Genomic DNA, 24,852 nt, shown 5'->3' with positions numbered 1-24,852 from the left:
TATATACATGAGCATAAAGGAATATTCTTTTAAAGATTCAGTTTCATACTTTCTTCCTATATTATTAATGATTATTGTTCCTGTTGTTATCTGGATTACCTGGCATGTGAAAACCGGACGATATACCAATATGGATGTTTCTGACAGAACTCAACGAAAAACCTTATATGTTTTTATTGCAATATGTGTACTGGCGTATTTGGTGTACAATTATGTGAAAAATGATTATGTCGATTTTTTAATGCTTTTTATTTTAATCTTAGTTTTTGTTTTACAGATTAGTAATTTATTCATTAAAAGCTCTATGCACACTGCATTCAATATATTTGTTGCAGCATTATTTTTTGTTCTTGACTGGAAAATGGGAATCATTTGGCTTGGGATAGCATTTTTGGTCGGAATAACAAGAATTATCTTGAAAAGACATACACCAAAAGAGGTATTGATGGGTGCTTTAATAGCTTTTATGATATCTTTTATTTACCTATATTGCAATATACAATTTCAACATTAAGAATTTAATATGAAAATAAACCATCTTACATCTGCTGAGGAAAACTTAATGAAATTATTTTGGAAGCTGGAATCCTTTTATTTAAAAGATATTATGGAGCATCATCCTGAACCAAAACCACATCAAAATACAGTTTCTACTTACTTAAAGATATTAGTTGAAAAAGGATATTTATCTACAGAAAAGGAAGGGAGAATTTTTAAATATACTGTAATTGTTCCTTTTGATGAATACAAGAAATTTCTTTTAAGGGAGCTTTCTCATAATTTATTTAATGATTCAGGGAAGGAAATTTTGGAGTTTTTATTTAATGAAAAATTGATTTCTCAGGATGATTTGAAAGGATATTTTGATTTGAAGATAGAATTAAAACCAGCCAAAATTAAAGAACCAAAACTTGAATATGCCAATGAAATTTTGAATCCTAAAAAGGATAAAAAGAAAGATAAAAAGAAGAAAAAGAAAAAAGATTAATTTTTTAATTAATCTTTTTAAAATATATGAATAAAAAAAAAGCGGCTTCAAAAGCCGCTTATATTTTTACCAACGTTTTCCTCCGCCGTTGTTTCCACCACGGTTGTTCCCGTAGCTTCCTCCACCGTTTCCGCCTCTGTTTCCATAACCACCTCTGTTGTTATCGAAACTTCTTCTTGGCTTTTCTTCTCTTGGCTTAGCCTCAGAAACGTTAAGAATTTTCCCGTTGAAATCTTTCTGATTTAAAGCTTCAATAGCTTGTGTTCCTTCTTCATCACCCATTTCTACGAAACCAAATCCTCTTGAGCGACCAGTTTCTCTGTCTAATACAATTTTAGCAGAAGATACATCTCCAAATTCTGCGAATAAGTCATGCAACTCATATTCTTTAGTTGCGTAATTGATGTTTGAAACAAAAATGTTCATTTTAAATAAAAAATTAAAAATTAATAAAAAATTGGTATATAAGAGAAAAGCAACATAAATTAATGAACAAATATTGATTCCAAATATAAACTATCGCAAGGTACAATTAAAAACTACAAAACAAAATTTTTTTTCACTTTATTTTGGTAAAATTTTTAATTATTTTTTTATTTTGTTAAAAAGTATTAATTTTTAGTGAATTATATATGAATATTTTCTAAAGAAAATAAAAATTCACAAGCATATTGTGATTGAAGTATTGAAATCACTATAATTAAAATATTCTTATTTAATACAGGTAAAATAATTGAGAAAATAAATATTAATTTTCAGATAACTGAATATTATTCTACGGTTAAAGCCATTTTTTAATACTAAATTTGTTTCACAAAAAACATAAAATATGAACTATCATACTAGAAAATGGGTAAAACCTGAAGACTTAAACCCAAATCATTCACTTTTTGGAGGAAGATTATTGCAATGGATTGATGAGGAAGCCGCGCTTTACGCTATAATTCAATTAGAAAACACAAAAGTTGTAACAAAATTTATTTCAGAAATTAATTTTGTGAGCTCTGCAAAACAAGGAGATATTATTGAAATTGGAATAGAAGTCGTGAAATTCGGTTCTACTTCTCTTACTCTGGCTTGTGATGTCAGAAATAAAATGACTCATCAAACCATTATCACTGTTGATAAAATTGTAATGGTTAATCTTGATGAAAACGGAAATCCCGCTCCTCACGGAAAAACAAAGGTTGAATATGTAAAAGACAGATTAAACAATTTAAATCTATGACCAAAGTTTTTATAAAAAATATGGTTTGCGGTAGATGTATATCTGCTGTTCAGAATATTTTTAATGATTTGGATATTAAGACTAAATCTATTAATCTTGGCGAAGTGGAAGTAGAATCTGAAATTTCAGAAGACGATTTATTAGTTTTAGAAAAAAGCCTACTGGAAACTGGGTTTGAAAGAATTAAAGATTCCGCTCATCAGCTTATTGAGAAAATCAAGAAATTGATTATTGTAAAAATAAGTGAACTGGATATTGATGAAAATTTTCTTTTGTCTGAATTTTTAATCTCGAAACTTCATAAAGATTACAGCACACTTTCCAAAACCTTTTCACAAAACGAAAATATTACTTTAGAACAATTTTTTATCCTTCAAAAAATTGAAAAAGTAAAAGAACTGCTTTTATATAATGAGTTTACTTTAACAGAAATTGCGGGGAAACTTGGGTATAAAAGTGTTCAGCATCTCTCTTCACAGTTCAGAAACAGCACAGGCTTCACTCCTACCGAATTCAAAAAGCTGAAAGTTCATACTAGAAAACCACTTGATAAGGTTTAAGATAGGATTTTAGTTTTTATTGTTTCTTATTAAGTCTCTAATAGTAATTGATAAAAGGAAACTAAATTCTATAAACATTATCCCTATATTTATAACAAGCATCCATTTGTATTTTGGAAATTTGTTGTATAAATATAAGGATCATGGAAAAGCAATATAAAGTACTTGGAATGACGTGTTCAGGATGCCAGAAAAAGATATCTGAAAAATTGAACGAAATTGAAGGAGTACATGCAAACATAAATCTGGAAAACAACATTGCAAACATACATTCAGATAAAGAAATTGAACTGAATATTTTAAATAAAGCCTTAGAAGAAATTGGCAATTATAAATTGGAAGATCCCAACAATCCGGAAAAAACGTTTGTTAAACCTCAAGACAGAATTTCTCCATCTTCCGTTTACTATTGTCCGATGGAATGTGAGGACGAAAAGGTATATTTCCAGCGAGGAAAACGATGTCCGGTTTGTAATATGTACTTAGTTCCGATAGAGGAAAAATTAGCAAAAGACCCGAATCATAAACCGACTTATTCTTCAACAAATCTCCCTGAAAATTTCAACGATAATATTGGAAAATATTATTGTCCCATGTTCTGTGAAAAGGATAAAATTTATGACGAAAAAGGAGATTGTCCCGTTTGTCATATGCATTTGGAAGAAATCACCGAAGATTTGGTAAAAAATGCTGAATTTCATTCACATCATCAACATCACGAGGCTCCAAAAGTAACAGATGATATGGCAGGAAAATATTATTGTCCGATGTATTGCGAAGGCGATAAAGTTTATGACAGTAATGTTGGTTGTCCTGTTTGTGGGATGGATTTGGTAAAATATCCCGAAAAAAAAGTTGCAAAATATACTTGTCCTATGCATCCTGAAATTGTTCAGGACGAACCGGGAAGCTGTCCTATTTGCGGGATGGATTTAGTAAAAATGCCGGATAAAAATGAGGACGAAGATGAAACATATACTATTTTAAAGAGAAAATTCATTATTTCTTTAGTCTTTACTCTTCCTGTTTTTATTCTTTCGATGGGAGGAATGTTTATTGATTTTCCATTTGCTCATCAAACTCAAGGTTTTGTAGAGTTTATTTTAACACTGCCTGTTTTATTTTATTCTGGTTGGTTTTTGATGAAAAGAGGTTGGATTTCTTTTAAAACCTGGAATCTTAATATGTTTAGTTTAATTGCTTTGGGAGTTTCCGCTGCATTTTTTTTCAGTGTTGTTGCGTTAATTTTTCCAAGTGCAATTCCGCATGAAATTCGAGGTCATAATCATGAAATTCCATTATATTTTGAAGCTGTTTGTGTAATTTTAACATTGGTGATTTTAGGGCAATTGATGGAAGCTGCTGCTCATAAAAAAACAGGAAATGCCATTAGAGAATTAATGAACCTTTCGCCTGATGAAGCCAATCTCATGGTAAATGGTGAAGAAAAAAAAGTTTTGCTTTCACAGGTGAAAATCGGAGATTTTTTGAAAGTAAAGCCAGGTGAAAAAATTCCTGTAGACGGAAAAATTGCAGAAGGAAACTCTTATCTAGATGAAAGTATGATAACAGGAGAACCAATTCCTGTTGAAAAAAATGTTGGTGATAAAGTATCTTCCGGAACGATTAACGGAAATCAGGTTTTCATAATGAAAGCTGAAAAAGTAGGTGATGAAACTTTGCTTTCACAAATCATAAAAATGGTGAACGAAGCTAGTAGAAGTAAAGCTCCGATTCAAAAACTAACGGATAAAGTTTCCAAAATATTTGTTCCGACGGTTATTTTCATTGCGGTTTTAACCTTTATTTTATGGCAGTTTTTTGGTCCTGAAGGTAAAAAAACGTTATTTGCTTTTGTAAATGCTGTTGCAGTTCTGATTGTGGCTTGTCCTTGTGCATTAGGCTTAGCAACTCCAATGTCTTTAATGGTAGGAATTGGAAAAGGTGCGAAAAATGGTATTCTCATCAAAAATGCTGAAGCTCTTGAACAAATGAATAAAGTAAACGTTTTAATTACAGATAAAACAGGAACTTTGACCGAAGGAAAACCTTCTGTAGAATATGTAGAAACTGTTAATAATGATAGAAATTTAATCTTACAATTAGCTTATTCATTAAATCAAAATTCGGAACATCCGTTGTCAAATGCTGTTATTAAGAAAGCAAAAGAAGAAAACATCCTTCCTGAGAAAGTCGAAAATTTTGAAAACATTTCAGGAAAAGGCGTAAAAGGAACTGTAAAAGGAAAAACCGTCTTTTTAGGAAATGAAAGTTTGTTGAACTCTCATCAAATTCTGATTCCCGAAAATATAAAACAAAAAGCTATTGAAATTCAATCTAAAGCGCATACAATCTCTTATGTAGCTCAGGAGAATCAAGTTTTAGGATTCATTAGTTTTACTGATAAAATTAAAGAAACATCCAAAAAAGCGATTCAACAGTTGCTAAAAGAAGGTGTTGACGTTATAATGATGACCGGAGATAACGAACATACCGCAAAAGCTGTTGCAAATGAGTTGGGAATCAAACATTTTAAAGCCAATTGTCATCCTGAAGACAAACTGAATGAAGTGAAAAAACTTCAGCAAGAAGGAAAAATAGTTGCCATGACAGGTGACGGAATCAACGACTCTCCTGCTCTGGCTCAGGCAAACATCGGGATTGCAATGGGAACAGGAACAGATGTCGCAATTGAAAGTTCTGAAATTACTTTATTGAGAGGCGACATCTTAGGAGTAGCAAAAGCAAAGCTACTGAGTGAAAAATTGTTGACAAACATTAAGCAAAATCTATTTTTTGCCTTTATCTATAATGTTTTTGGGGTTCCAATTGCTGCCGGATTATTATATCCTTTCTTCGGAATATTATTATCTCCCATGATTGCAGCAGCAGCAATGAGCTTTAGTTCGTTATCTGTGATTTTGAATTCATTGAGATTGAATTCTGTAGATTTAGATGTTAATTAACAAGAAGATTTAAATCTTTTTATATCAACCTTAAAATATCCTTAAAAAGTGAAAAAGTAAGAAAATGTGGCATATAATTTGTTAAAAATCAATTGGAAAATTTAACATTTTTTAACAACTAAAATTCCACTTTAATTTATGAGAAAAATTTTTGCGGAAAAGTCTATAAACAAGACTTTTCTTGGGATGTTTGCATTGGTGAGTGCAACTTCAATTTTATTTAACGGTTGTAACCGTAAAAACGACAAAAAAGAATCAGAAAAACTGATTCGCAAAGAACATCCCGTCGCGAAAACAGTCCCCAAAATCGATGATGAAGAAGTAACTTCAGACAAAAGAGTTATATATCTTACCTTCGATGACGGTCCCAATCAAGGGACTGAGAACCTTCTCAAAATTTTGAACAAAAGAAATGTATGTGCAACCGCTTTTGTAGTAGGAAAACACGTATATGGAAGTAAGAAGCAAAAAGATAATCTGGAACTTTTAAGAAAAAATCCTCTTATTGAACTGGCAAATCATAGCTTTACACACGCAAATAATAAATACACAGATTTTTATAAAAACCCCGATGCGGTAGTTCATGATTTTGATACGGCAAAAGACAGTTTGAAATTGTATGATAAAATCGCCAGAACACCTGGAAGAAATATTTGGAGACTTAAAAATATTAACGTAACAGACCTGAAAAGTTCAACCGAAGCAGCAGATAAGCTGAAATTGGCAGGTTATAAAGTTGTTGGTTGGGATTTGGAATGGAAACATTCCAATAAAATGTCTTTAAAGGGAAATCATCAAGCTATGCTGAAGAAAGTCGACAGTATTTTCTTTAATGACTTAGAAAAAACTTCAAGACATCTTGTTTTTCTTACTCACGACCAATATTTAACAGATGCAGATTCTATTAATGAATTAGATTTATTCATTGAGAAGCTCCAGAAAACGAATAGGTTTGTTTTTAGAAAAATTTCTGACTATCCAAAAATCAATGAGATTCTAAATTAAATATAAAATTCTTTAAAAGTTGAATCCGTCTTGGTTGTTCAGACTAAGATGGATTTTTTATTACTTCAAATTTTAAAATAAATTAGCTTTTTGCATTTAAAATTCAGAAATTTGCAATTATGAGCATTCAGGAAAATTATAACAAAATAAAAAAACAGTTGCCGGAAAATGTAGAATTGGTAGCTGTTTCTAAAACACATCCTGTTTCTGCAATTCAGGAGGTTTATGAACTAGGACAAAGAGTTTTTGGCGAAAATAAAGTTCAGGAACTTATGGAGAAATTCCCTCTCCTTCCGAAAGATATACAATGGCATTTAATTGGTCATTTGCAGACTAATAAAGTGAAATATATTGCCGAGTTTATAGATACAATTCAAAGTGTAGATTCGGAAAAATTAATTATTGAAATCAATAAAGAATCAGGTAAATATGATAGAAAAATTAAAGTTTTACTTCAGGTAAAAATTGCCGAAGAAGATTCTAAGTTTGGACTAGAAATAAATGAAGCTAAAGAGTTATTCCAACAATATTTAAGCGGAGAATTTCCCAATGTTGAAATTACTGGTTTGATGGGAATGGCAACTTTTACAGATGATAAAAACCAAGTTAAAAGCGAATTTTTAACTTTAAAAAAGGTTTTTGATGAATTAAATCAACTAACAACACTGGAAACTTTATCAATGGGAATGAGTGATGACTTCCCTATTGCTATAGAATGCGGGGCTAATTCTGTAAGAGTAGGTTCTGCAATTTTCGGAAACAGAAATTACACAATATAGATTATTTAGGTATAGTTTTTGCTAATAATTGAATCAAAAAATCTAAATTTGCAACTATGCAAAAAATCCTTATCGTAGAAGACGAAAAAGCAATCTCAGGAGTACTACACAGTATTCTTTCCGATGAACTTACTGACTATGAATTTGTTGTCGCAGAAGACGGACTTGAAGGTTACAAACAGGTAGAAAAAGAAGATTTTGCCTTGGTAATTTCTGATATTAAAATGCCTAAACTTTCAGGAACTGAACTATTGAAACAAAGTTTAGCATTAAAACCAGAAACCACTTTCATTATGATTTCAGGACACGCAGACATAGATTCAGCGGTATCTTGTTTGAAGGAAGGTGCTTATGACTTCATTTCTAAACCTATCGATATCAACCGTTTGATTACAAGCGTAAAAAATGCCTTAGCTAAAGAAACTTTAAAGAAAGAGAATAAAAATCTTCAAACTGAAAATAAAACTTTAAAGAAAAAGGTCAATAAGAAATACCAAATGATTGGTGAATCAGCGGCTTTGCGAAAAATTCAGGATATGATTGAGAAAGTTGCAGTTTCTGATGCCAGAGTTCTTATTACAGGACCAAACGGAGCCGGAAAAGAATTAGTTGCTCATGCTATTCACAATCAGAGTGAACGTGCGAAAGGTCCGATGGTAGAAGTAAACTGTGCTGCCATTCCTTCAGAATTAATTGAATCTGAATTATTCGGACACGTAAAAGGTTCATTTACAGGAGCTATAAAGGATAAGCAAGGAAAGTTTGAACAAGCAAACGGAGGGACTATTTTTCTTGATGAAATCGGAGATATGAGTCTTATTGCTCAGGCAAAAGTTTTAAGAGCTTTACAGGAAAGTAAAGTTTCTCCTGTAGGAAGCGATAAGGAAATAAAAGTTGATGTAAGAGTTCTTGCTGCAACCAACAAAAATATGCAGACGGAAATTGAGGCTGGACGATTCAGAGAAGACCTTTATCACAGACTTTCTGTGATTGAAATCTATGTGCCGCCACTTGATGAAAGAAAAGAAGATATCAAACTTTTGGTAGAGCATTTTTCTGGGTTAATTGCTGATGAACACGGAAATGCACCTAAAAAATTTGATGATAAGGCTATTGATGCCTTAAAAGCTCTTTCATGGACTGGAAATATCAGAGAATTAAGAAACGTTGTTGAAAGATTAATCATTTTAGGAGGAACTACGGTTTCTGCCGAAGACGTTGCAAGTTTTGTAAGGAAATAATTTAACTATTATTTAATATAAATTATAAAAATTTGCAGTAACTCTACTGCAAATTTTTTTTTGACAAAATCTATGAATATTAAACTATTATGAAATTTTTAAATAAAAATTATACTAAGGAGTGTTTGACTTTGGCTCTTCCTGTAATGCTTACGCAGGTTGGGCAGGTCTCAGTAAATTTGTTCGATAATATTATTGTCGGAAAATTGTTGGGAGCAGACGCTTTGGCTTCTGTATCTCTAGGAAATGCTGTGTTTTTCTCAATGTTTGTATTGGCATTAGGCTTTTCTTTTGCTATTCCACCATTGGTTTCTGAAGCTCATTCTCAACAAGACCACAAAACCATAAATTCAGTATTTAGCCACGGATTTGTTATTAATATGACAGTTGGAATTATTTTGATGGGTTTATTGTTTTTAGCAATGCCTCTACTCTACAAATCGGGGCAACCAGACAAAATTATACCAGATACAATAGATTTCTTAACCATTATGGCAATAAGCATTGTTCCGTTTATGGCGTTTCAGACTCTGAGAGAGGTTTCTGAAGGATTATCTTATACAATTGGTGTAACGAAAGCCACAATTATAGCTAACGTAATTAATATTGTTTTAAATTATGTTTTCATTAAAGGACTTTGGATTTTCCCTGAAATGGGTGTTAAAGGTTCTGCTTTAGCCAGTTTAATTGCCCGAATCTTCATGGTTGTTTTCTTATATTTTGTTCTTTTGAATGAAAAGAAAACGAGACAATACATCAAAGATTTCAGTTTAAAAATTGAAGTTTTTTCGAAGAAAATGTTTGATAAAATGATTAAACTAGGTTTACCAACCGCTTTACAAATGTTTTTTGAAGTAACGGCTTTTGCTGGTGCAGCTTTCATTTGCGGATTGATTTCAGCTCATGATATCGCATCTCACCAAATAGCTTTGAGTATGGCTTCTTTCACGTTTAATTTATGTGTAGGTTTCAGTGTTGCTTCCACTGTAATGATTGGTCGAAAATTGGGAGAGCAAAACTTTGTTGAATTAAGAAAAGTAGGAATTAATAACCTGAAAATAGCATTTATTTTCATGCTTATCTGCGGGATTGTGTTTATTTTAGGTAGAAATATTCTTCCGACATTCTTTACCAAGAAGGAAGAAATAGAGGTAATTGCTTTAGCATCAAAATTAATGATTATCGCGGCTCTTTTCCAGCTTTCAGATGGTATTCAGGTTACGGCATTAGGTACATTAAGAGGGCTACAGGATGTGAAAATCCCTTCTATTTATACGTTTATTGCTTATTGGATATTTACGATTCCTTTAGGATATTTCTTATGTGTAACTTTAAAAATGGGAGCTTTCGGAATGTGGATTGCCTTAGGTTTAGGATTAACAATCTCAGCAGTTTTCCTTGTATTTAGGTTTCTAAATATGTCATCAAAAAGAATTCAGCAGAATTCATAAAATTAAAAGCAGTCTGAAAAAGACTGCTTTTCTATTTATTATTCAAGTTTTTAAAAGTTCGGTTCAGGCTTCTGACTGTGATTCCCAAATAAGCAGCCATATCTTCTTTTGATAATTTAATATCTTGCTGAGATTGTAATTCTAATAACTGCTGTAAAGTATGTTCAGTTGTATAAAGTTGTTGATAAGAAGCCCTTCTAGAAGTATTTACAATTCTTTCTGCAAAAACGTCTAATAAGAGATTATTTAGAGTCAAATCACTTTTTAATAATGATTGAAAATAAGATTTTGATAATGCATAAACATAGACTTCCGTCAATGCTTCAATACTGCATAAACATGGTATATTTCTTATCAATTCTATTTCGCCAACAATTTCACCTTTACTTAAAAATTCGATGATATATTCTTTTTCGTTTTTTTCAATAAAATAACATTTTGTTATACCATCTTTAATGAGCATTACTTTAGAAGAAATTTCATTTTGTTTTAAAATCAGCTCACCTTTCAAGAATTTTTTCAATACAATATCTTCTTTGCGTTCTTGTTTTTCGTAAAGTTCATCTATATAGTTTAAAAATAACTGATTGGTTCTAAGCATAATTCAATAGGGACAAATGTCCTTTCTCCGTTTGTTTTTTATAATGAAATTTGTTGGCAGAAAATTACAAAACTAAAATGAATAATATTACAACTATTGCATTTGATGCCGACGATACCCTTTGGATTAATGAACCTTACTTTCAGGAAGCAGAACATGAATTTTGTAAACTTCTTGAAGATTATCTTCCTCAACATTCTGTTTCTCAAGAGCTGTTTAAGGTCGAAATGAAAAATTTAGATTTGTATGGTTATGGTGTAAAAGGTTTTATGCTTTGCATGATAGAAACTATAAGTAAGGTTTCTGAAAATACAGCGTCTTTAGAATTAATAAATAAAACTATTGAGTTAGGAAAAGAACTTTTGCAAAAACCTATTGTTCTTTTAGACGGAGTTACTGAAACATTAGAACAATTAAAAGGAAAATATAGATTGGTGGTTGCAACTAAAGGAGACTTGTTGGATCAGGAACGTAAATTAAAAAACTCTGGATTACAGAATTATTTTCATCATATAGAAATTATGAGTGATAAGAAGATTTTGGACTACGAAACTTTGTTGAAACATTTGGATTGCAAATCTGAAAATTTTTTGATGTTGGGGAATTCCATTAAATCTGATGTTTTGCCTGTTTTGGAAATTGGCGGATATGCAGCGCACATTCCATATCATGTAACTTGGGCACATGAACAGTCTGAAAATAATTTAGTACATGAAAAATTCATTGAATTACCTCAAATAAATGATATCCTTAAACATTTGATTTGATAAAAAAACTCGTTCAAAATTGAACGAGTTTTTTTATGAATTTATTTTTTTAAACATTTCTCTAAGAACTGGTCTTGTTCCCATAATAAATGTAATATATTTTCTTTGGCAGCATAACCGTGTGATTCTTTTGGAAGAAGAACCATTTTTACAGGTGCTCCAAGATTTTTCAATGCCTGGAAATATCTTTCTGTTTGTAATGTGAACGTTCCTGGATTGTTATCTGCATCACCATGAATTAATAAAAGTGGTGTTTTCATTTTATCAGCATTCATGAACGGAGACATTGTGTTGTAAACTTCAGGAACATCCCAATAGTTTCTTTGCTCACTTTGGAATCCGAAAGGAGTCAAAGTTCTGTTGTAAGCTCCACTTCTGGCAATTCCACAAGCGAAAAGTTTGGAATGTGTAAGAAGATTTGCTGTCATAAATGCACCATAAGAGTGCCCTCCTACCGCAACTTTAGTCTTATCAATATATCCTAACTGGTCTACTGCATTTATTGCAGCTTCAGCATTAGCAACTAATTGAGGAATAAATGTATCGTTCGGTTCCGTTTTTCCTTCACCGATGATGGGGAAAGCCGCATCATCTAAAATGGCATACCCTTTAGCCGCCCAATAAACGAAAGAACCGTAATTTGGGAATGTAAAATCATTTGGATTCTGAGTATTTTGACCAGCAGTATTTTTGTCTTTATATTCCGTAGGATAAGCCCAAATTAGTAAAGGTAGTTTTTCATTTTTAGCTTTTCTGTCATAATTTGCCGGAAGGTAAAGAGTTCCCGTTAACGTAACTCCATCATTTCTTTTGTAAGTAATTACTTCTTTATAAACATTTTTGATGCTTTCAAAAGGATTGGCAAAATTGGTTACAGCTTCTGTTTTGTTTGATTTAATATTCTTTTTAAAATAGTTTGGATATTGACTTGCAGATTGCTGAACCGTTAAAATTTCACCTTTACTTGGGTTTAAAATATCTATAATGTCTTCTTTTTCATTTTTTAATTGAGAAGTATATAATCTTTTCTTATTCAGGGTTTTCATATCCATTTCATCAATAAAAGGGTGTTGCCCATCTTTGGTAAAGCCTTCTCCGATAAGATATGCTTTCTCTCCTTTTATATCAATTACATATCTTCCGTATTCATTTTTTGTAGTATTGAAATTCCCAGGATCGCTATAAACATCCTGATAATTTCTGTCATCAATTACTTTAGACTGATTGTTATTAAGATCGATCAAGAAAGATTTCACTTTTCTTGTATCATACCAAGATTCACTTACTATTGCATAATGGTCATTTGTCCATTCAATACCATTATATCTTTGTTTTGTCTTGAAGAAAGATTTTGGTGCATTATTAAATGGTGCATCCCAAGTGAAAATTTCATCTCTATACTCCACATTCTTCGCCTGGTCTCCTTCGTCTAATGCTTCTACATAAGTCAAGGTTGAAGGTTTATCACTTCTCCACCCCATATTTCTTTTTCCTGTTCTTACAGAAGAAAATCCTTTAGGCATTATTTCGTTCAGGGGAACTTCATTCACTACCTTTACAATATTTCCATTCATATCATAAACGGTAGTGCTCATCGGAAACCTATTGAGAGGAACAATGTATGAGAAAGGTTTTTTAATAGTTGTTGCCATTAAATAATTTCCGTCCGGAGAAAAACTTAGACCAGAATATAAATCAGCATCTTTTATTTTGGTTAGTTTTCCATCTAAATCAACTTTATAGACTACTGAACTTGTAAGTGTTTCAAAGTTTTTCTCATCTTGAGGGTTTTTTAGAAGATCTTGATAGGTTCTATTTTGAGATACTTTTCCGTCAGATGTAGAAACTATTGGTCCTGTAGGTAAATCTTTACTTGAATCAATTAATACAGGTCTGTTTTGTGGAAGAGCTTTAACTAAAAAACTCTGAGAATCTTTATACCAAATATAAGGTGAGCCTAAATTTGCATTCAAATTATCATTTGTAATTTTCTTTGCTGTAGCACTTTCAAGATCTACAATCCATAATTCTACACCTTTACTGGTTGTGTTGGTGAAAGCTAATTTTTTTTCGTCCGGAGAAAATGAAGTGTTGGAAATTTTAGGATTTGAAGGTAAATTCTTAACCTGAATTTCGTTTTTCTCACTTACTCTTCTCACTTTAAGGTTATTCAAATAAGTAACAGTACTTGAAATATTGGTGACAGGATTTATTCTTAGACCTCCTAATTTCATTTCTTGCTGATTCAGGTCTTCCAAGTTTTTATAGGTTGGTCGGTAGGTAAAAACAATCCAGTCTTTTTTACTGTTCATCAAAACACTTGGAGGTCTTTCATAATCTGCAAGTTTAAGAATTTCCGCAGATGGCTTTTGGTATGTAATATTTTCCTGTGCATCATAAAAATTAAGAAATGCAAGCAGGCAGATAGTTAATCTTATCTTCATTATATTTCATTTTTCAACGAATTTAATGAATTTTAAGTAGAAAATTAAATATATCATTCACCTTATTGTCTTATAAAGAAATAATTATATTTTAGTAATTCAAACCAAATTAAAACATTATGAAAAAATTAAAAAAAGTGTCTAGGAAGGAATTGGGAAGTATTATTGGAGGTAATGCTCCTGCATGTGGCTCGGGATACAGAGCATGTATTGTAGGTTGGACGGATAATGATATTCCTATCTGGGACTGCATTCCTTCTTCGTCTCCTTGTAAACCGTAAGTAACAAAAGAGGTATCTCAAAAAATTGAGATACCTCTTTCTTTATAAGTTTTCTAGATAAATTACCAATCTGAAGCTCTCTTCCGTTTTTCAATCATGTAATCAACTGAAAACGTTCCAGCACCGAAAGCCATTAAAAGCAGAAAAATTGATAAGTAAATCAAGCTCATTTCTCTTTTATCAAAAGGATCACCTGCATGAACTACAAACCCAGCAAAAGCCATTGTAAACATCAAAAATCCTAATGCTATTCTTGTAAATAACCCCAAAATAAGGAATATAGAACAGGCAAACTCCGCAAAAACAGTAAGTCCTAATGATATCTGAGGTCCTAACCCAAGAAAATCATAGAATTCTATTTTTCCGCCGTCTAATAACATTTGCAGTTTAGGAAATCCGTGAGATAACATAGCAAAACCAATAAATACTCTTACAACGAGCAAAGCAACATCTTTAAATATCGTGTTGGAATTTGAATTGAAACGATCCATCAAGTGAAAATTTAATTAAAGATAATAAAAATCTTGTTAATACAACGATGAATATTGACTTTTTAGTCTATCTGTAACCAAAGTTTTTCAAATCTCTATCGTTTTTTCTCCAGTCTTTTTTCACTTTTACAAATAAATTCAAATGAATTTTTTTTGCGAAAAATTTCTCAAGATCTAGTCTTGATTCAGTCCCTACTTTTTTTATTGCTTCTCCCTTATGACCTATTATAATACCCTTTTGGGTGTCTCTTTCAACATAAATGATTGAATCAATGAATATTATTCCTTCTTTTTCTTTGAATTGTTCAGTAACAACTTCTACAGAATAAGGAATTTCTTTTTCATAGTTTAAAAGTATTTTTTCACGAATAGCTTCATTTACAAAAAACCTTTCGGGTCTGTCTGTGAATTGATCTTTATCGTAATATGGAGGATTTTCGGGTAATAAAGACTTTATTTTAGGTAAAATAATTTCAGTATTGAATGCATTAAGCGCAGAAATTGGAAGAATTTCTGCCTTTGGTATTCTATTGTGCCAATCTTCAACCAGTTTTTCGAGCCCCTCTTGATTCGTTTGGTCTACTTTATTTAATAACAATAAAACAGGTACCGGAATTTTGTTTAATTTATCTATTAAAAATTCTGAAGGTTCTGCCTTATCTGTAACATCTACAATGAAAAGAAAAACATCGGCATCTTGTAATGAATCTTTTACAAAATCCATCATTTTTTCCTGTAAACCATACTTAGGATCTAGTACTCCAGGTGTATCTGAAAAGACAATCTGAAGATCATCCTCATTATAAATTCCAAAAATTCTGTGACGTGTTGTCTGTGCCTTTTGTGTTACAATTGCCAATTTCTCTCCCATTAATTGATTTAATAAGGTAGATTTTCCGGCATTGGGCTTTCCAACTATATTTACAAATCCAGCTTTGTGCATAAAAATTTTATTACGAAGTGCAAAGTTAATAAAACAAAATTGTCTTCTTCGATTAATCCTAAAACTTATTAATAAAAAACTGGTGTGAATTTTATAAAATAGATTAATAATTTTATAAATACATAGCCGATTGAATTCTATATTTTATAATCGAACTATAAGTATATTTTTGATAATAATATGTAATTTTTTGAAATAATATTTCAATGTAATGTATTTATTTTTGTATAATTGTTAATCATATTAATTAATTACCCATGAAAGCTAAATTTTTATTATCAGGTTTATTTTTTACTTCAAGTTTTGTGTTTTCCCAAGTAGGAATAAATACAGCTAACCCACAAAATATTTTTCATATAGATGGTGCAAGAGATAATCCTAATACAGGAGTCCCATCTTCGGCACAGCAATCTAATGATTTTATTGTGACAAATAATGGGAATGTGGGTATTGGAACTACCGCTCCTGATACATCTGCAATTCTAGATGTAACTTCAAGTGATAAGGGGATCTTAGGACCCAGAATAAGTTTATCATCAGCAACAATGCAATTGAGTAGTAACCCTAATGCTACTGGTCTACTTATCTATAATACAGGACCTATATTATCACCAGGCTACTATTTTTGGAATGGTTCTGAGTGGAGGGTTTTTAATACTTCTTCAGGAAACAATAACAATTCTGGAAATACAAATATAGCCAATGTCGAAACTATTGCTGTAATGGGGCCTTTATCTGCTACTACAGATAACGGGAGAGCGGGATATGCTACCTCCATAACCACTCCAGATGGAAAATTTTCGGTAAGAACTTTTATACCTGAAGAAACAGCATTTTCACAAGTTAATTTACAAATACGAAATAATTCGACTACTTCTGTAGAAATTATTTCTAATGGTCACTATTTATGGAGTGGTGCAGGAGGATATCAACAAAACCGACTAAGACTACCTGCGGGAGTTTGGGCTGGTGATAATGCAACCTCAAGCGCATCGCTTATTGATGCAACAACTGGAGCAAGAATACAAACTGCATCTACAAACCCATATTGGGGAGATCCCGAAACATATGCAGGAGGAATGCCTGAACAACGTTTGTATTCTTGGACTACAAATGATGGCAATGATAAAACTTTTTACAAATTATATTATATGATGGGATCTTCCACACCTTCAAATGTTGGGAATGTCACAAATTGTCCTGATGGAAAATGTGGTGCAACAAAGGTATTTTTTACTATAGACCAAATAAAAGCCCAATAAGATTCTAAAAACACAACAAAAAAAGGAGGTTTTAACCTCCTTTTTTTGTTGAATAAATAGTGAAGATTAAACTAATTACATGTATTTTTGAAATTTCGTAGTCTTAGTTTATGAATATTGACCAGATAATTGATAACATATATACTCTACCTGAAAACTCTAAAAATGAATTAAAAAAGCATATAACAGAGGTTTTTCATCCTAAAGGATTTTGCCTGATGGAGGCAGATAAAGTGATTCCGCATATTTATTTTATAAAAAAAGGGATTGTACGAGCCTATGCTTCAAGAGATGGAAATGATATCACGTTTTGGTTTGGAAATGAGGGAGAAACCGTTGTTTCAATGAAAAGTTATGTGGAAAATAAGCCTGGTTACGAAAATATTGAGCTTCTGGAAGATTGTGAGCTTTATAAACTAGAAACTAATAATCTGAGAAAACTATTTAATGAAGATATTCATATTGCAAATTGGGGAAGAAAGTTTGCGGAAAGAGAATTGGTAAAAACTGAAGAACTTATAATTTCTCGACAGTTTAAGACCTCATTAGACCGATACAAAGATTTGATGAAAGATAAACCCAGTCTTTTAAGAAGGGTGCAATTAGGACATATTGCTTCTTATTTAGGAATTACACAGGTTAGTTTAAGCAGAATTCGGGCAGAAATTAAATAAATTCATTTTTTTAACAATTGTAAAATTTTTTCTGAGAATAATTTGGGATTTTTGCATCAGAAAATTTAAAAAATGAATTGGGTTATCTTAATTATTGCAGGTTTATTTGAAGTGGCATTTGCTTCATGCTTAGGAAAAGTAAAAGAAACATCAGGAAGCGTAATGTATCTTTGGTTTGCGGGGTTTCTTATTTCTCTCACAATAAGTATGCTTTTACTGATAAAAGCTACGCAAACATTGCCAATTGGTACTGCCTATGCCGTATGGACAGGGATTGGAGCTGTAGGAACAGCACTGATGGGAATTTTCTTTTTTAAAGATCCTGTGAGCTTCTGGAGAATATTTTTTATTGTAACTCTAATTGGTTCGGTTGTAGGACTGAAAGCTGTTTCTCACTAGGAGATAAAATATAAAAACCCGTCAGTTAAAGACGGGTTTCTTTTATTTTTTGAAAACTACAGGTAAGATTTCATTATGTCTTAAACCATATTTTTTGATTTCTTCGTCTGTAAAGTTTTTTGAGTAAAAATTAGGTTCTGTTTCAAAGCCTACTCTTCTTAATCTTTCAAAATAATCCATTCCGTACCAGCGAACATGATCGTATTGCCCAAAATGTTTCTGACGCTCCTTCGGATCTTTTATACTGAAATCTTCATAGGTTTTTTCTAAAGAATTTTTCATCGGAACCTGAAAAATACCCCATCCTCCTTTACGTATCACACGATACAGTTCGCTCATTGCTTTTGCATCATCTTCAATATGTTCCAAAACATGGTTGCAAAAAACAATATCAAAACTTTCATCAGCGAAAGGTAAGTCAAGAATATCTGCTTTTACATCTACAATAGGAGAAAATAAATCTGCCGAAATATAATCAAGATTCTTCATTTTCTTGAACTTTCTCAAGAATTCCTGCTCCGGAGCTATGTGTAGAACTTTATAATTTTTAATAAAAAAATCAGTCTCATTCTGAAGATATAGCCACATCTGACGGTGTCTTTCAAGACTTAAAGTGCCTGGAGAAAGAGCATTTTCACGCTGACTTCCGTATCCGTAAGGGAGAAATTTTCGGTAAGAACGCCCGTCAATAGGATCATAAAAATTATTTCCCTTGAAAAACTGATAAATAAGAGGTCTCGCCCAAATACTCATTTTGATAAGCATTGGACGCGGAATTTTATTTAATAAAAGTTTAGTTACTTTTTTCATTAAAAATCCAGTTGGAAAGGCTTCTCTTCGTCTGTTTCGATCCCTAAAGCATCATAAATATACTGGAATGTAGAAAGTAATACTGGTTTTCCGTTGATTACAGCTACATCGTGCTCAAAGTGGGCAGAAGGTTGGTTGTCTAGAGTTGTTACCGTCCATCCATCATTATGGAATTTTACTTTTTCTGTTCCAAGGTTAATCATCGGTTCAATGGCAATCGTTAAACCATCTTTGATTACTTTACCACTTCCCTGTCGTCCATAGTTTGGAACCTGAGGATCTTCGTGCATTACTCTTCCTACTCCATGACCTACAAGTTCTCTTACTACTCCGTAACCTTCTTTTTCGCAATGAATCTGGATTGCATTGGAAATATCACCAATTCTCTTTCCTCTGATACATTGTTCAATACCTTTGTAAAGAGATTGTTTAGCAACTTTCAATAATTTTTTTACTTCGGGCTTTACTTCTCCAATTTCGAAAGTATAGGCATGATCTCCTACAAAACCATTCATGAAGACTCCACAGTCAACAGAAAGTATATCACCTTCTTTTATAATATCATTATTTGGAAAACCATGTACAACCTGTTCGTTTGGAGAAATACATAAAGAATTCGGAAAACCTCCGTACCCTAAAAATGCAGGTTCTGCACCATGATCTTTAATAAAATCATGAGCTAATTTATCTAAATATAAAGTGGTAATCCCTGGTTTGATTTCTTTTGCCAACATACCTAATGTTTTAGAAACCAACTGAGCACTTTGTTTCATCAGACGAAGTTCGTCTATTGTTTTTAATTGAATCATTTTTATTTTAGATGTTAGATATTAGAATTGAGAAACTAGTTAATCCTAAACTTCCAATTCTAAAATTTTATCTGAATATTATTATAAGCCAAATTAAACTCAACATTAAAACTAATTTCTAATGTCTCATTTCTAACTTCTATAATCCTACCAGAATAATCCTTTTTTCTTTTCTTTTTTCAGTTTTGAATAGGCTAAAACTTCTTTACCTTCCACTCGGAACTCTATTCTTTCCTGGATTATATTATAAATTTCACCCCAACCTGGAAAACCTCCTAAATTTCTATCATCAATAAACCAATCTGCATCTAATTTTCTTGATTGAGTCTGAGCATCAAAAACTTCACCTTCGAAACTAGAATTCACTGCATAAAATTCAATTCCGTTGGCTTTGCAAAATTCTACAGCTTCATCTAACGTTTTGCCGTGTCTGTATGTCCAAAGAATTAATCTATAACCTTCAGCCTGAAGTCTTTTTAATGTTTCAAATGCGAAAATTTTAGGCTTTCCAATTGCCGGATAAGCATCATCAACAATAGTTCCGTCGAAATCAACAGCAATTTTTTTATTATTTAACATCCTGTTTATTTTTAGCTTTGCAAAGATAAGAAATAAAAAGAGTGCCAAAAAACTCTAGCACTCTTAGTTTTATATTTTAATAATAGAATTAACTTTTAACCCAGCTAAACTGAAATTGTAAATCCGGAGTTGAAACTCTGTCTGTAATTTTTTGTAGTCTTGCAGGAAGTTTCATTAAATATTCCTGAGCTTTTTCAGCTTTTTCAGTAAGTCCTTTTACGTGTTCGATTTTCCATTCATCCAACAAATCTTTCATGATATTGATGTAATCCTGACCTGTGTAAACCATGCATCTTTGTGCGGCATCTGAAAAATGTCCCCAAAGTTCACCTGCTTTCTGACCAGATTGTCTCATCAAGTGAGCTGGCATTACAATTTTTTTGCGCATCATGTCTTCAAATGCCAATATCATTTCAGATGGATCGATTTCAAGAATTTTTGCAACGAAATGCTTGTAAGCTTTAGCGTGTCTTGCTTCATCTGCTGCAATTACACCACACATTTTAGCTAATTTCCCGTTTCCTGATTGTTTTGCCAAAGTACCTACTCTTCTATGAGAAATATTAGTTGCTGTTTCCTGAAAACTTGTATAGATGAAATTTCTGTACGGATCCATACTTGTACCTAGATCAAAACCATCATTAATTAAATATTGAGTTGTAACTTCTACCTCTCTCATATTTACTCTTCCGCATAGATAAAGGTATTTATTTAATAAATCTCCGTGTCTGTTTTCTTCTGCAGTCCAAGCTCTTACCCAGTTTGCCCAACCTACTTTCTCTTCCTGGTCGATACCGTCAACACCCATTAACCAAGATTCGTATGAAGGAAGAGCTTCTTCAGTAATACAATCTCCGATTAATGTTACGAATAAATCGTAAGGCATTTCACGAGCAAAAGTTTGAATTTCTTCTAAGTCGTATTTGAAATCTGAGCTTGAAGGATCAGGAAGATAATCTGACGGTTGCCAAATTTTTTCTATTGGTGTTAAAAATTTATCTAAAAAAGAAGTAACCTCCTTTTCTAATGTCGCCATTACTTCTTTTCTAACAAGCTTTTGATACATTTTACAAATTTAATTTTTATGAAGCAAAGATAGTATTAATTTATTATTTATAGCATGATAACAGATGTGTTTAACGTAATTTTATAAAAAAATGCCGTCATTTTTAATATAACGGCATGATTTTTACTATATCTAAAGATTTTATTTAACTAATATATCTCCTGTCATCACTTCTGGAGCTTCTACCCCCATTACTTTTAAAATAGTTGGGGCAACATCTCCCAATTTACCAGGTTTTAATTCCCATGTATGATCTTTATCCATTACAATAAAAGGTACAAGATTCGTTGAATGTTGTGTATTTGGAGTTCCATCCGGATTTATCATTACATCTGAATTACCATGATCTGCCAGAATAAAAACAGCATACCCGTTCTCATAAGCAGTCGTAGCTACTTTTTCAATACATTTGTCTACGGTTTCAGCTGCTTTTACGGCTGCTTCAAAAACTCCTGTATGCCCTACCATATCGGTATTGGCAAAGTTTAAACAAACAAAGTCCGCAGTTCCGTTTTCCAATTCTGGAACAATGGCATTGGTAATGTCGTAGGCAGACATTTCCGGTTTTAAATCATATGTAGGAACGTCTTTTGGACTCGGACAAAGCAATCTTCTTTCACCATTGAATTCCGCTTCTCTTCCTCCTGAAAAGAAAAAAGTAACATGTGGATATTTTTCTGTTTCAGCAATTCTGATTTGAGTTTTTCCGTTTTTTTCCAAAACTTCTCCCATTGTTTCATGCAAAACTTCTTCATCAAAAACTACATGAACGTTTTTGAACGTTTTGTCATAGTTGGTTAATGTAATATAATAAAGGTTTAGTTTTTTCATGAAATAATCTGGAAAATCCTGTTGAGAAAGAACTTCTGTAATCTCTCTTCCTCTATCTGTACGGAAATTGAAACAAATTACCACATCATTATCTATAATTTTAGCCACAGGAACTACATTTCCAGTTTGCGTGGTATTCATTAAAATTATAGGTTTGATGAATTCATCAGTCACATTATTATCATAAGAAGCCTTTATTGAAGCTAAAGCATTAGTTGTCTGCTCACCAACTCCTTCTACTAAAGCATCATAAGCTAATTTTACACGTTCCCATCTTTTATCTCTATCCATTGCGTAATAACGACCGACAATGGTTGCCAATTTTCCGGTAGTGGATTCCATGTGTTTTTGAAGTTCATCAATAAAACCTAATCCAGAATGGGGATCACAGTCTCTACCATCTGTAAAAGCATGAACAAAAACATTTTCATTTAAACCAAATTCATGAGCTGCCGTTAATAAACCTTTTAAATGGTTAATATGCGAATGTACCCCTCCATTGGAAACCAAACCGATAAAGTGAATTTTTTTATTTTCATTTTTAGCATATTCAAAAGCATTTTGGATTACCTTTTCTTGCCCCAGAGTACCGTTTTCGACAGCCATATTTAGCTTAACCAAATTTTGGTAAACTACCCTTCCCGCTCCTAAATTCATGTGCCCAACTTCTGAGTTACCCATCTGTCCTGCAGGAAGCCCAACTGCTAAACCGCTTGCTTCAAGTGTAGTATGTGGAAATTTTTTATAACAACTATCTATAAATGGTGTATTTGCTTTATCTATTGCTGAAACATTCGGATTCGTTCCCAAACCCCATCCGTCAAGGATTGCCAATATTGCTTTTTTCGACATTTTGTATGAAATTTTGTACTACAAATTTACCTAATTTCGAATGAATTGAAGAATTTAGTCTACTTAATTTTCTCATGTTATCAATACTTCAAATAAATTATTAATTTTGTTTTATGGATTTAAGAGATCAATTGAAAAACCTTTTTCCTGACCATGAAGAGCAGGATTTTGAAATGCCAGAAGAGGAATTTAAACAAAAAGAGCCTTTGGTATGCAAGTTTGAGAAAAAAGGAAGAAATGGAAAACCTGTAACAATTGTTGAAGGTTGGGAAGGCAGTGAAGAAGAATTAAAGAAAATCTCAAAAAAAATTAAAACCACTTTGGGAATCGGAGGCTCTGAGAAGGATGGAACAATTATTATTCAAGGGGATAATCGTGATAAAATAATGAATATCCTTAAAGAAATGGGATATAAAACCAAAAGAGTTGGTGGGTAAATTTCAAAATGTTAGTTTCTAAAACTTCGTTTTTAATTTTTGTTTACGTTTTAATTAAAGTATTTTTTATTAATTTTAAACCCCGAAATCTAAATTCATTAGGTAAAGGTTGAAAATTCTGTGACAACCTATTTTAAATAATGACTGAAGAATATTGAGGGAAAATTTAAAATTATCAAAATCATAAACAATTTCTGAAATAATGTGCATTTTACTATTATGGTAAAATTGTCGTTTTTTATATTGATAATTTTAATGAAACAATTATTAATAATTAAACTTTAAAAATCATAATTATGCTAAATAAACTAGCAGCTTCAGAGCTTGTTCTGAATGAAGACGGTAGTGTTTATCATTTGAATCTTTTACCGGAAGATATTGCTGATAAAATCATTCTTGTAGGAGATCCAGACAGGGTAGCAAAAGTTTCAAAATATTTCGATAAAGTAGAAATCAAAAAAAATAAAAGAGAATTCTATACTCATACAGGAACTCTTCGCGGAGAGAGAATTACTGTAATGTCAACAGGAATCGGAACAGAAAATATTGACATTGTAATGAACGAACTTGATGCTCTTGTCAATATTGATCTTAAAAATAAGGAGTTTAAAACAGAGCATAAATCACTGGAATTATTCAGAATGGGAACTTGCGGAAGTGTAAACCCGGATGTACAGGTCGATAATATGCTTGTTACTCAAAATGTTGTAGGTCTTGATGGGTTGATGCACTTTTATCAGGATTATGATTTTGAAAATGAATTTTCAAAGAACTTTTTAGAAAAATTCCCTTATGCTAAAATTAAGCCGATGCTTTATTTTGCAGATTGGGCAGAAGAGATAGCAGATTATTATAAAGACGCAAAATACCACGGAAATACTGCTACTTTCCCTGGTTTTTATGCTCCACAAGGAAGACAGCTTCGTTTAAAAGCTGTTGATGATAAGTTCCTTGAGACTTTAAATGATTTAGGAATTACCAATTTCGAAATGGAAACTTCTGCAATCTATGCACTTTCAAAACTACTAGGTCATAAAGCAATTACCGTGAATAATGTTATTGCGAACAGAAGACGTGGCGAATTTTCAGCTGATCATCATGCTTCAGAGCAAAATCTTATTACATGGGTTTTGGATAGAATCATTAAATAAATCAAAAGGGATTTCAAAATTTGAAATCCCTTTTTCATGTTCTTTTTTATATTGTTAAGGGCTGTTTTTCTCGTATTTTTTTATAATTCCTAAATATAAATTCATTTCGTATATAAGCATTTTTTGAGAAATATAAGGCAACCTATCTTTTTTGTCAAAATCTTTTGATTGTTTGGTTACTTCTTTATTATAATCAATCAAATCTGCACATTTTTTAAAAACTCTTTGTCATCCATT

The 24,852-nt window shown here is 31.9% G+C and carries 26 protein-coding genes; 16 read left to right on the top strand and 10 right to left on the bottom strand.

What is annotated here, in order from left to right:
* Nucleotides 1-7: 7 nt before the first annotated feature.
* On the top strand, nucleotides 8-514 hold the full coding sequence (locus tag OH806_RS13270) for a phosphatase PAP2 family protein (RefSeq protein ID WP_264744156.1): 507 nt from the start codon (nucleotides 8-10) through the stop codon (nucleotides 512-514).
* 9 nt (nucleotides 515-523) lie between these two features.
* On the top strand, nucleotides 524-988 hold the full coding sequence (locus tag OH806_RS13265) for a BlaI/MecI/CopY family transcriptional regulator (RefSeq protein ID WP_264744155.1): 465 nt from the start codon (nucleotides 524-526) through the stop codon (nucleotides 986-988).
* Between the two features lie 66 nt (nucleotides 989-1,054).
* Here OH806_RS13265 and OH806_RS13260 read toward each other — a convergent pair whose 3' ends face one another.
* A complete protein-coding gene (locus OH806_RS13260) occupies nucleotides 1,055-1,414 on the bottom strand; it encodes an RNA recognition motif domain-containing protein (protein WP_264744154.1) in 360 nt (119 codons plus the stop codon).
* Nucleotides 1,415-1,817: 403 nt separating this feature from the next.
* Between OH806_RS13260 and OH806_RS13255 the strand changes: the two genes are divergently transcribed.
* The 7 genes from OH806_RS13255 to OH806_RS13225 all read left to right on the top strand — a co-directional run bounded on the left by OH806_RS13255 (nucleotide 1,818) and on the right by OH806_RS13225 (nucleotide 10,218).
* Entirely contained in the window at nucleotides 1,818-2,216 is a 399-nt protein-coding gene (locus OH806_RS13255) for an acyl-CoA thioesterase (protein ID WP_264744153.1), read from the top strand.
* On the top strand, nucleotides 2,213-2,776 hold the full coding sequence (locus tag OH806_RS13250) for a helix-turn-helix domain-containing protein (RefSeq protein ID WP_264744152.1): 564 nt from the start codon (nucleotides 2,213-2,215) through the stop codon (nucleotides 2,774-2,776). Before OH806_RS13255 ends, OH806_RS13250 begins: the two co-directional genes overlap by 4 nt.
* A gap of 143 nt (nucleotides 2,777-2,919) precedes the next feature.
* Nucleotides 2,920-5,742 carry a heavy metal translocating P-type ATPase gene (locus OH806_RS13245; RefSeq protein WP_264744151.1) on the top strand — a complete coding sequence of 941 codons (2,823 nt, stop codon included), beginning with the start codon at nucleotides 2,920-2,922 and terminating at the stop codon, nucleotides 5,740-5,742.
* A 138-nt stretch (nucleotides 5,743-5,880) separates the two neighbouring features.
* The gene (locus tag OH806_RS13240; protein WP_264744150.1) at nucleotides 5,881-6,747 is read left to right on the top strand and encodes a polysaccharide deacetylase family protein; all 867 of its coding nucleotides are present in this window, start codon (nucleotides 5,881-5,883) and stop codon (nucleotides 6,745-6,747) included.
* 119 nt (nucleotides 6,748-6,866) lie between these two features.
* Nucleotides 6,867-7,526 (top strand): YggS family pyridoxal phosphate-dependent enzyme, encoded by a 660-nt coding sequence (locus OH806_RS13235; protein ID WP_264744149.1) that lies wholly within the window; start codon nucleotides 6,867-6,869, stop codon nucleotides 7,524-7,526.
* A 56-nt stretch (nucleotides 7,527-7,582) separates the two neighbouring features.
* Complete coding sequence (locus tag OH806_RS13230; protein ID WP_264744148.1) at nucleotides 7,583-8,767, top strand: sigma-54-dependent transcriptional regulator; 1,185 nt, start codon at nucleotides 7,583-7,585, stop codon at nucleotides 8,765-8,767.
* 89 nt (nucleotides 8,768-8,856) lie between these two features.
* Nucleotides 8,857-10,218 (top strand): MATE family efflux transporter, encoded by a 1,362-nt coding sequence (locus tag OH806_RS13225; RefSeq protein WP_264744147.1) that lies wholly within the window; start codon nucleotides 8,857-8,859, stop codon nucleotides 10,216-10,218.
* 31 nt (nucleotides 10,219-10,249) lie between these two features.
* Here OH806_RS13225 and OH806_RS13220 read toward each other — a convergent pair whose 3' ends face one another.
* A complete protein-coding gene (locus tag OH806_RS13220; RefSeq protein WP_264744146.1) occupies nucleotides 10,250-10,819 on the bottom strand; it encodes a Crp/Fnr family transcriptional regulator in 570 nt (189 codons plus the stop codon).
* A gap of 77 nt (nucleotides 10,820-10,896) precedes the next feature.
* Between OH806_RS13220 and OH806_RS13215 the strand changes: the two genes are divergently transcribed.
* Nucleotides 10,897-11,586 (top strand): HAD family hydrolase, encoded by a 690-nt coding sequence (locus OH806_RS13215; RefSeq protein ID WP_264744145.1) that lies wholly within the window; start codon nucleotides 10,897-10,899, stop codon nucleotides 11,584-11,586.
* A 41-nt stretch (nucleotides 11,587-11,627) separates the two neighbouring features.
* Here the strand turns inward: OH806_RS13215 and OH806_RS13210 are convergent, their stop codons facing one another.
* Complete coding sequence (locus OH806_RS13210) at nucleotides 11,628-14,030, bottom strand: S9 family peptidase (protein WP_264744144.1); 2,403 nt, start codon at nucleotides 14,028-14,030, stop codon at nucleotides 11,628-11,630.
* 119 nt (nucleotides 14,031-14,149) lie between these two features.
* Here OH806_RS13210 and OH806_RS13205 point away from each other — a divergent pair, with 119 nt between their 5' ends.
* Nucleotides 14,150-14,311: a bacteriocin-like protein gene (locus OH806_RS13205; RefSeq protein WP_264744143.1), complete on the top strand. Its 162-nt coding sequence runs from the start codon at nucleotides 14,150-14,152 to the stop codon at nucleotides 14,309-14,311.
* Between the two features lie 62 nt (nucleotides 14,312-14,373).
* Here OH806_RS13205 and OH806_RS13200 read toward each other — a convergent pair whose 3' ends face one another.
* Nucleotides 14,374-14,802 (bottom strand): DoxX family protein, encoded by a 429-nt coding sequence (locus OH806_RS13200; protein ID WP_264744142.1) that lies wholly within the window; start codon nucleotides 14,800-14,802, stop codon nucleotides 14,374-14,376.
* Nucleotides 14,803-14,869: 67 nt separating this feature from the next.
* On the bottom strand, nucleotides 14,870-15,745 hold the full coding sequence (gene era / locus OH806_RS13195) for a GTPase Era (protein ID WP_264744141.1): 876 nt from the start codon (nucleotides 15,743-15,745) through the stop codon (nucleotides 14,870-14,872).
* A 257-nt stretch (nucleotides 15,746-16,002) separates the two neighbouring features.
* Between era and OH806_RS13190 the strand changes: the two genes are divergently transcribed.
* The 3 genes from OH806_RS13190 (at nucleotide 16,003) to OH806_RS13180 (ending at nucleotide 18,080) form a co-directional block, all read left to right on the top strand.
* Nucleotides 16,003-17,007, top strand: a complete 1,005-nt coding sequence (locus OH806_RS13190) for a hypothetical protein (RefSeq protein WP_264744140.1) — start codon at nucleotides 16,003-16,005, stop codon at nucleotides 17,005-17,007.
* Nucleotides 17,008-17,117: 110 nt separating this feature from the next.
* The gene (locus tag OH806_RS13185; RefSeq protein ID WP_264744139.1) at nucleotides 17,118-17,681 is read left to right on the top strand and encodes a Crp/Fnr family transcriptional regulator; all 564 of its coding nucleotides are present in this window, start codon (nucleotides 17,118-17,120) and stop codon (nucleotides 17,679-17,681) included.
* A 72-nt stretch (nucleotides 17,682-17,753) separates the two neighbouring features.
* The gene (locus tag OH806_RS13180) at nucleotides 17,754-18,080 is read left to right on the top strand and encodes a DMT family transporter (RefSeq protein WP_264744138.1); all 327 of its coding nucleotides are present in this window, start codon (nucleotides 17,754-17,756) and stop codon (nucleotides 18,078-18,080) included.
* A 42-nt stretch (nucleotides 18,081-18,122) separates the two neighbouring features.
* Here the strand turns inward: OH806_RS13180 and OH806_RS13175 are convergent, their stop codons facing one another.
* The 5 genes from OH806_RS13175 to gpmI all read right to left on the bottom strand — a co-directional run bounded on the left by OH806_RS13175 (nucleotide 18,123) and on the right by gpmI (nucleotide 23,027).
* On the bottom strand, nucleotides 18,123-18,890 hold the full coding sequence (locus OH806_RS13175; RefSeq protein ID WP_264744137.1) for a class I SAM-dependent methyltransferase: 768 nt from the start codon (nucleotides 18,888-18,890) through the stop codon (nucleotides 18,123-18,125).
* Nucleotides 18,890-19,699: a type I methionyl aminopeptidase gene (gene map / locus OH806_RS13170; protein ID WP_264744136.1), complete on the bottom strand. Its 810-nt coding sequence runs from the start codon at nucleotides 19,697-19,699 to the stop codon at nucleotides 18,890-18,892. The genes OH806_RS13175 and map overlap by 1 nt, the downstream gene beginning before the upstream one ends.
* Nucleotides 19,700-19,846: 147 nt before the next feature.
* Nucleotides 19,847-20,278 carry a BT0820 family HAD-type phosphatase gene (locus OH806_RS13165; RefSeq protein WP_264744135.1) on the bottom strand — a complete coding sequence of 144 codons (432 nt, stop codon included), beginning with the start codon at nucleotides 20,276-20,278 and terminating at the stop codon, nucleotides 19,847-19,849.
* 88 nt (nucleotides 20,279-20,366) lie between these two features.
* Nucleotides 20,367-21,344, bottom strand: a complete 978-nt coding sequence (locus OH806_RS13160) for an acyl-ACP desaturase (RefSeq protein ID WP_264744134.1) — start codon at nucleotides 21,342-21,344, stop codon at nucleotides 20,367-20,369.
* A gap of 141 nt (nucleotides 21,345-21,485) precedes the next feature.
* A complete protein-coding gene (gene gpmI, locus OH806_RS13155) occupies nucleotides 21,486-23,027 on the bottom strand; it encodes a 2,3-bisphosphoglycerate-independent phosphoglycerate mutase (protein WP_264744133.1) in 1,542 nt (513 codons plus the stop codon).
* 113 nt (nucleotides 23,028-23,140) lie between these two features.
* Between gpmI and OH806_RS13150 the strand changes: the two genes are divergently transcribed.
* Nucleotides 23,141-23,464, top strand: coding sequence for a translation initiation factor (locus tag OH806_RS13150; RefSeq protein WP_123274767.1), 324 nt, complete (start codon nucleotides 23,141-23,143; stop codon nucleotides 23,462-23,464).
* A 296-nt stretch (nucleotides 23,465-23,760) separates the two neighbouring features.
* Nucleotides 23,761-24,615, top strand: coding sequence for a nucleoside phosphorylase (locus OH806_RS13145; RefSeq protein ID WP_264744132.1), 855 nt, complete (start codon nucleotides 23,761-23,763; stop codon nucleotides 24,613-24,615).
* Nucleotides 24,616-24,852 lie beyond the last annotated feature (237 nt).

It is taken from the genome of Chryseobacterium oryctis, assembly GCF_025971925.1.
GTDB classification, from domain to species: Bacteria; Bacteroidota; Bacteroidia; order Flavobacteriales; family Weeksellaceae; genus Chryseobacterium; species Chryseobacterium oryctis.
This window is presented reverse-complemented; position numbering and strand designations above follow the sequence as displayed.

Excerpts from the sequence above, each read along its gene's own strand:
- OH806_RS13270 (WP_264744156.1), top strand. The coding sequence starts at position 8 with ATGAGCATAAAGGAATATTCTTTTAAAGATTCAGTTTCATACTTTCTT.
- OH806_RS13265 (WP_264744155.1), top strand. The coding sequence starts at position 524 with ATGAAAATAAACCATCTTACATCTGCTGAGGAAAACTTAATGAAATTA.
- OH806_RS13260 (WP_264744154.1), bottom strand. The coding sequence starts at position 1,414 with ATGAACATTTTTGTTTCAAACATCAATTACGCAACTAAAGAATATGAG.
- OH806_RS13255 (WP_264744153.1), top strand. The coding sequence starts at position 1,818 with ATGAACTATCATACTAGAAAATGGGTAAAACCTGAAGACTTAAACCCA.
- OH806_RS13250 (WP_264744152.1), top strand. The coding sequence starts at position 2,213 with ATGACCAAAGTTTTTATAAAAAATATGGTTTGCGGTAGATGTATATCT.
- OH806_RS13245 (WP_264744151.1), top strand. The coding sequence starts at position 2,920 with ATGGAAAAGCAATATAAAGTACTTGGAATGACGTGTTCAGGATGCCAG.
- OH806_RS13240 (WP_264744150.1), top strand. The coding sequence starts at position 5,881 with ATGAGAAAAATTTTTGCGGAAAAGTCTATAAACAAGACTTTTCTTGGG.
- OH806_RS13235 (WP_264744149.1), top strand. The coding sequence starts at position 6,867 with ATGAGCATTCAGGAAAATTATAACAAAATAAAAAAACAGTTGCCGGAA.
- OH806_RS13230 (WP_264744148.1), top strand. The coding sequence starts at position 7,583 with ATGCAAAAAATCCTTATCGTAGAAGACGAAAAAGCAATCTCAGGAGTA.
- OH806_RS13225 (WP_264744147.1), top strand. The coding sequence starts at position 8,857 with ATGAAATTTTTAAATAAAAATTATACTAAGGAGTGTTTGACTTTGGCT.
- OH806_RS13220 (WP_264744146.1), bottom strand. The coding sequence starts at position 10,819 with ATGCTTAGAACCAATCAGTTATTTTTAAACTATATAGATGAACTTTAC.
- OH806_RS13215 (WP_264744145.1), top strand. The coding sequence starts at position 10,897 with ATGAATAATATTACAACTATTGCATTTGATGCCGACGATACCCTTTGG.
- OH806_RS13210 (WP_264744144.1), bottom strand. The coding sequence starts at position 14,030 with ATGAAGATAAGATTAACTATCTGCCTGCTTGCATTTCTTAATTTTTAT.
- OH806_RS13205 (WP_264744143.1), top strand. The coding sequence starts at position 14,150 with ATGAAAAAATTAAAAAAAGTGTCTAGGAAGGAATTGGGAAGTATTATT.
- OH806_RS13200 (WP_264744142.1), bottom strand. The coding sequence starts at position 14,802 with ATGGATCGTTTCAATTCAAATTCCAACACGATATTTAAAGATGTTGCT.
- era (WP_264744141.1), bottom strand. The coding sequence starts at position 15,745 with ATGCACAAAGCTGGATTTGTAAATATAGTTGGAAAGCCCAATGCCGGA.
- OH806_RS13190 (WP_264744140.1), top strand. The coding sequence starts at position 16,003 with ATGAAAGCTAAATTTTTATTATCAGGTTTATTTTTTACTTCAAGTTTT.
- OH806_RS13185 (WP_264744139.1), top strand. The coding sequence starts at position 17,118 with ATGAATATTGACCAGATAATTGATAACATATATACTCTACCTGAAAAC.
- OH806_RS13180 (WP_264744138.1), top strand. The coding sequence starts at position 17,754 with ATGAATTGGGTTATCTTAATTATTGCAGGTTTATTTGAAGTGGCATTT.
- OH806_RS13175 (WP_264744137.1), bottom strand. The coding sequence starts at position 18,890 with ATGAAAAAAGTAACTAAACTTTTATTAAATAAAATTCCGCGTCCAATG.
- map (WP_264744136.1), bottom strand. The coding sequence starts at position 19,699 with ATGATTCAATTAAAAACAATAGACGAACTTCGTCTGATGAAACAAAGT.
- OH806_RS13165 (WP_264744135.1), bottom strand. The coding sequence starts at position 20,278 with ATGTTAAATAATAAAAAAATTGCTGTTGATTTCGACGGAACTATTGTT.
- OH806_RS13160 (WP_264744134.1), bottom strand. The coding sequence starts at position 21,344 with ATGTATCAAAAGCTTGTTAGAAAAGAAGTAATGGCGACATTAGAAAAG.
- gpmI (WP_264744133.1), bottom strand. The coding sequence starts at position 23,027 with ATGTCGAAAAAAGCAATATTGGCAATCCTTGACGGATGGGGTTTGGGA.
- OH806_RS13150 (WP_123274767.1), top strand. The coding sequence starts at position 23,141 with ATGGATTTAAGAGATCAATTGAAAAACCTTTTTCCTGACCATGAAGAG.
- OH806_RS13145 (WP_264744132.1), top strand. The coding sequence starts at position 23,761 with ATGCTAAATAAACTAGCAGCTTCAGAGCTTGTTCTGAATGAAGACGGT.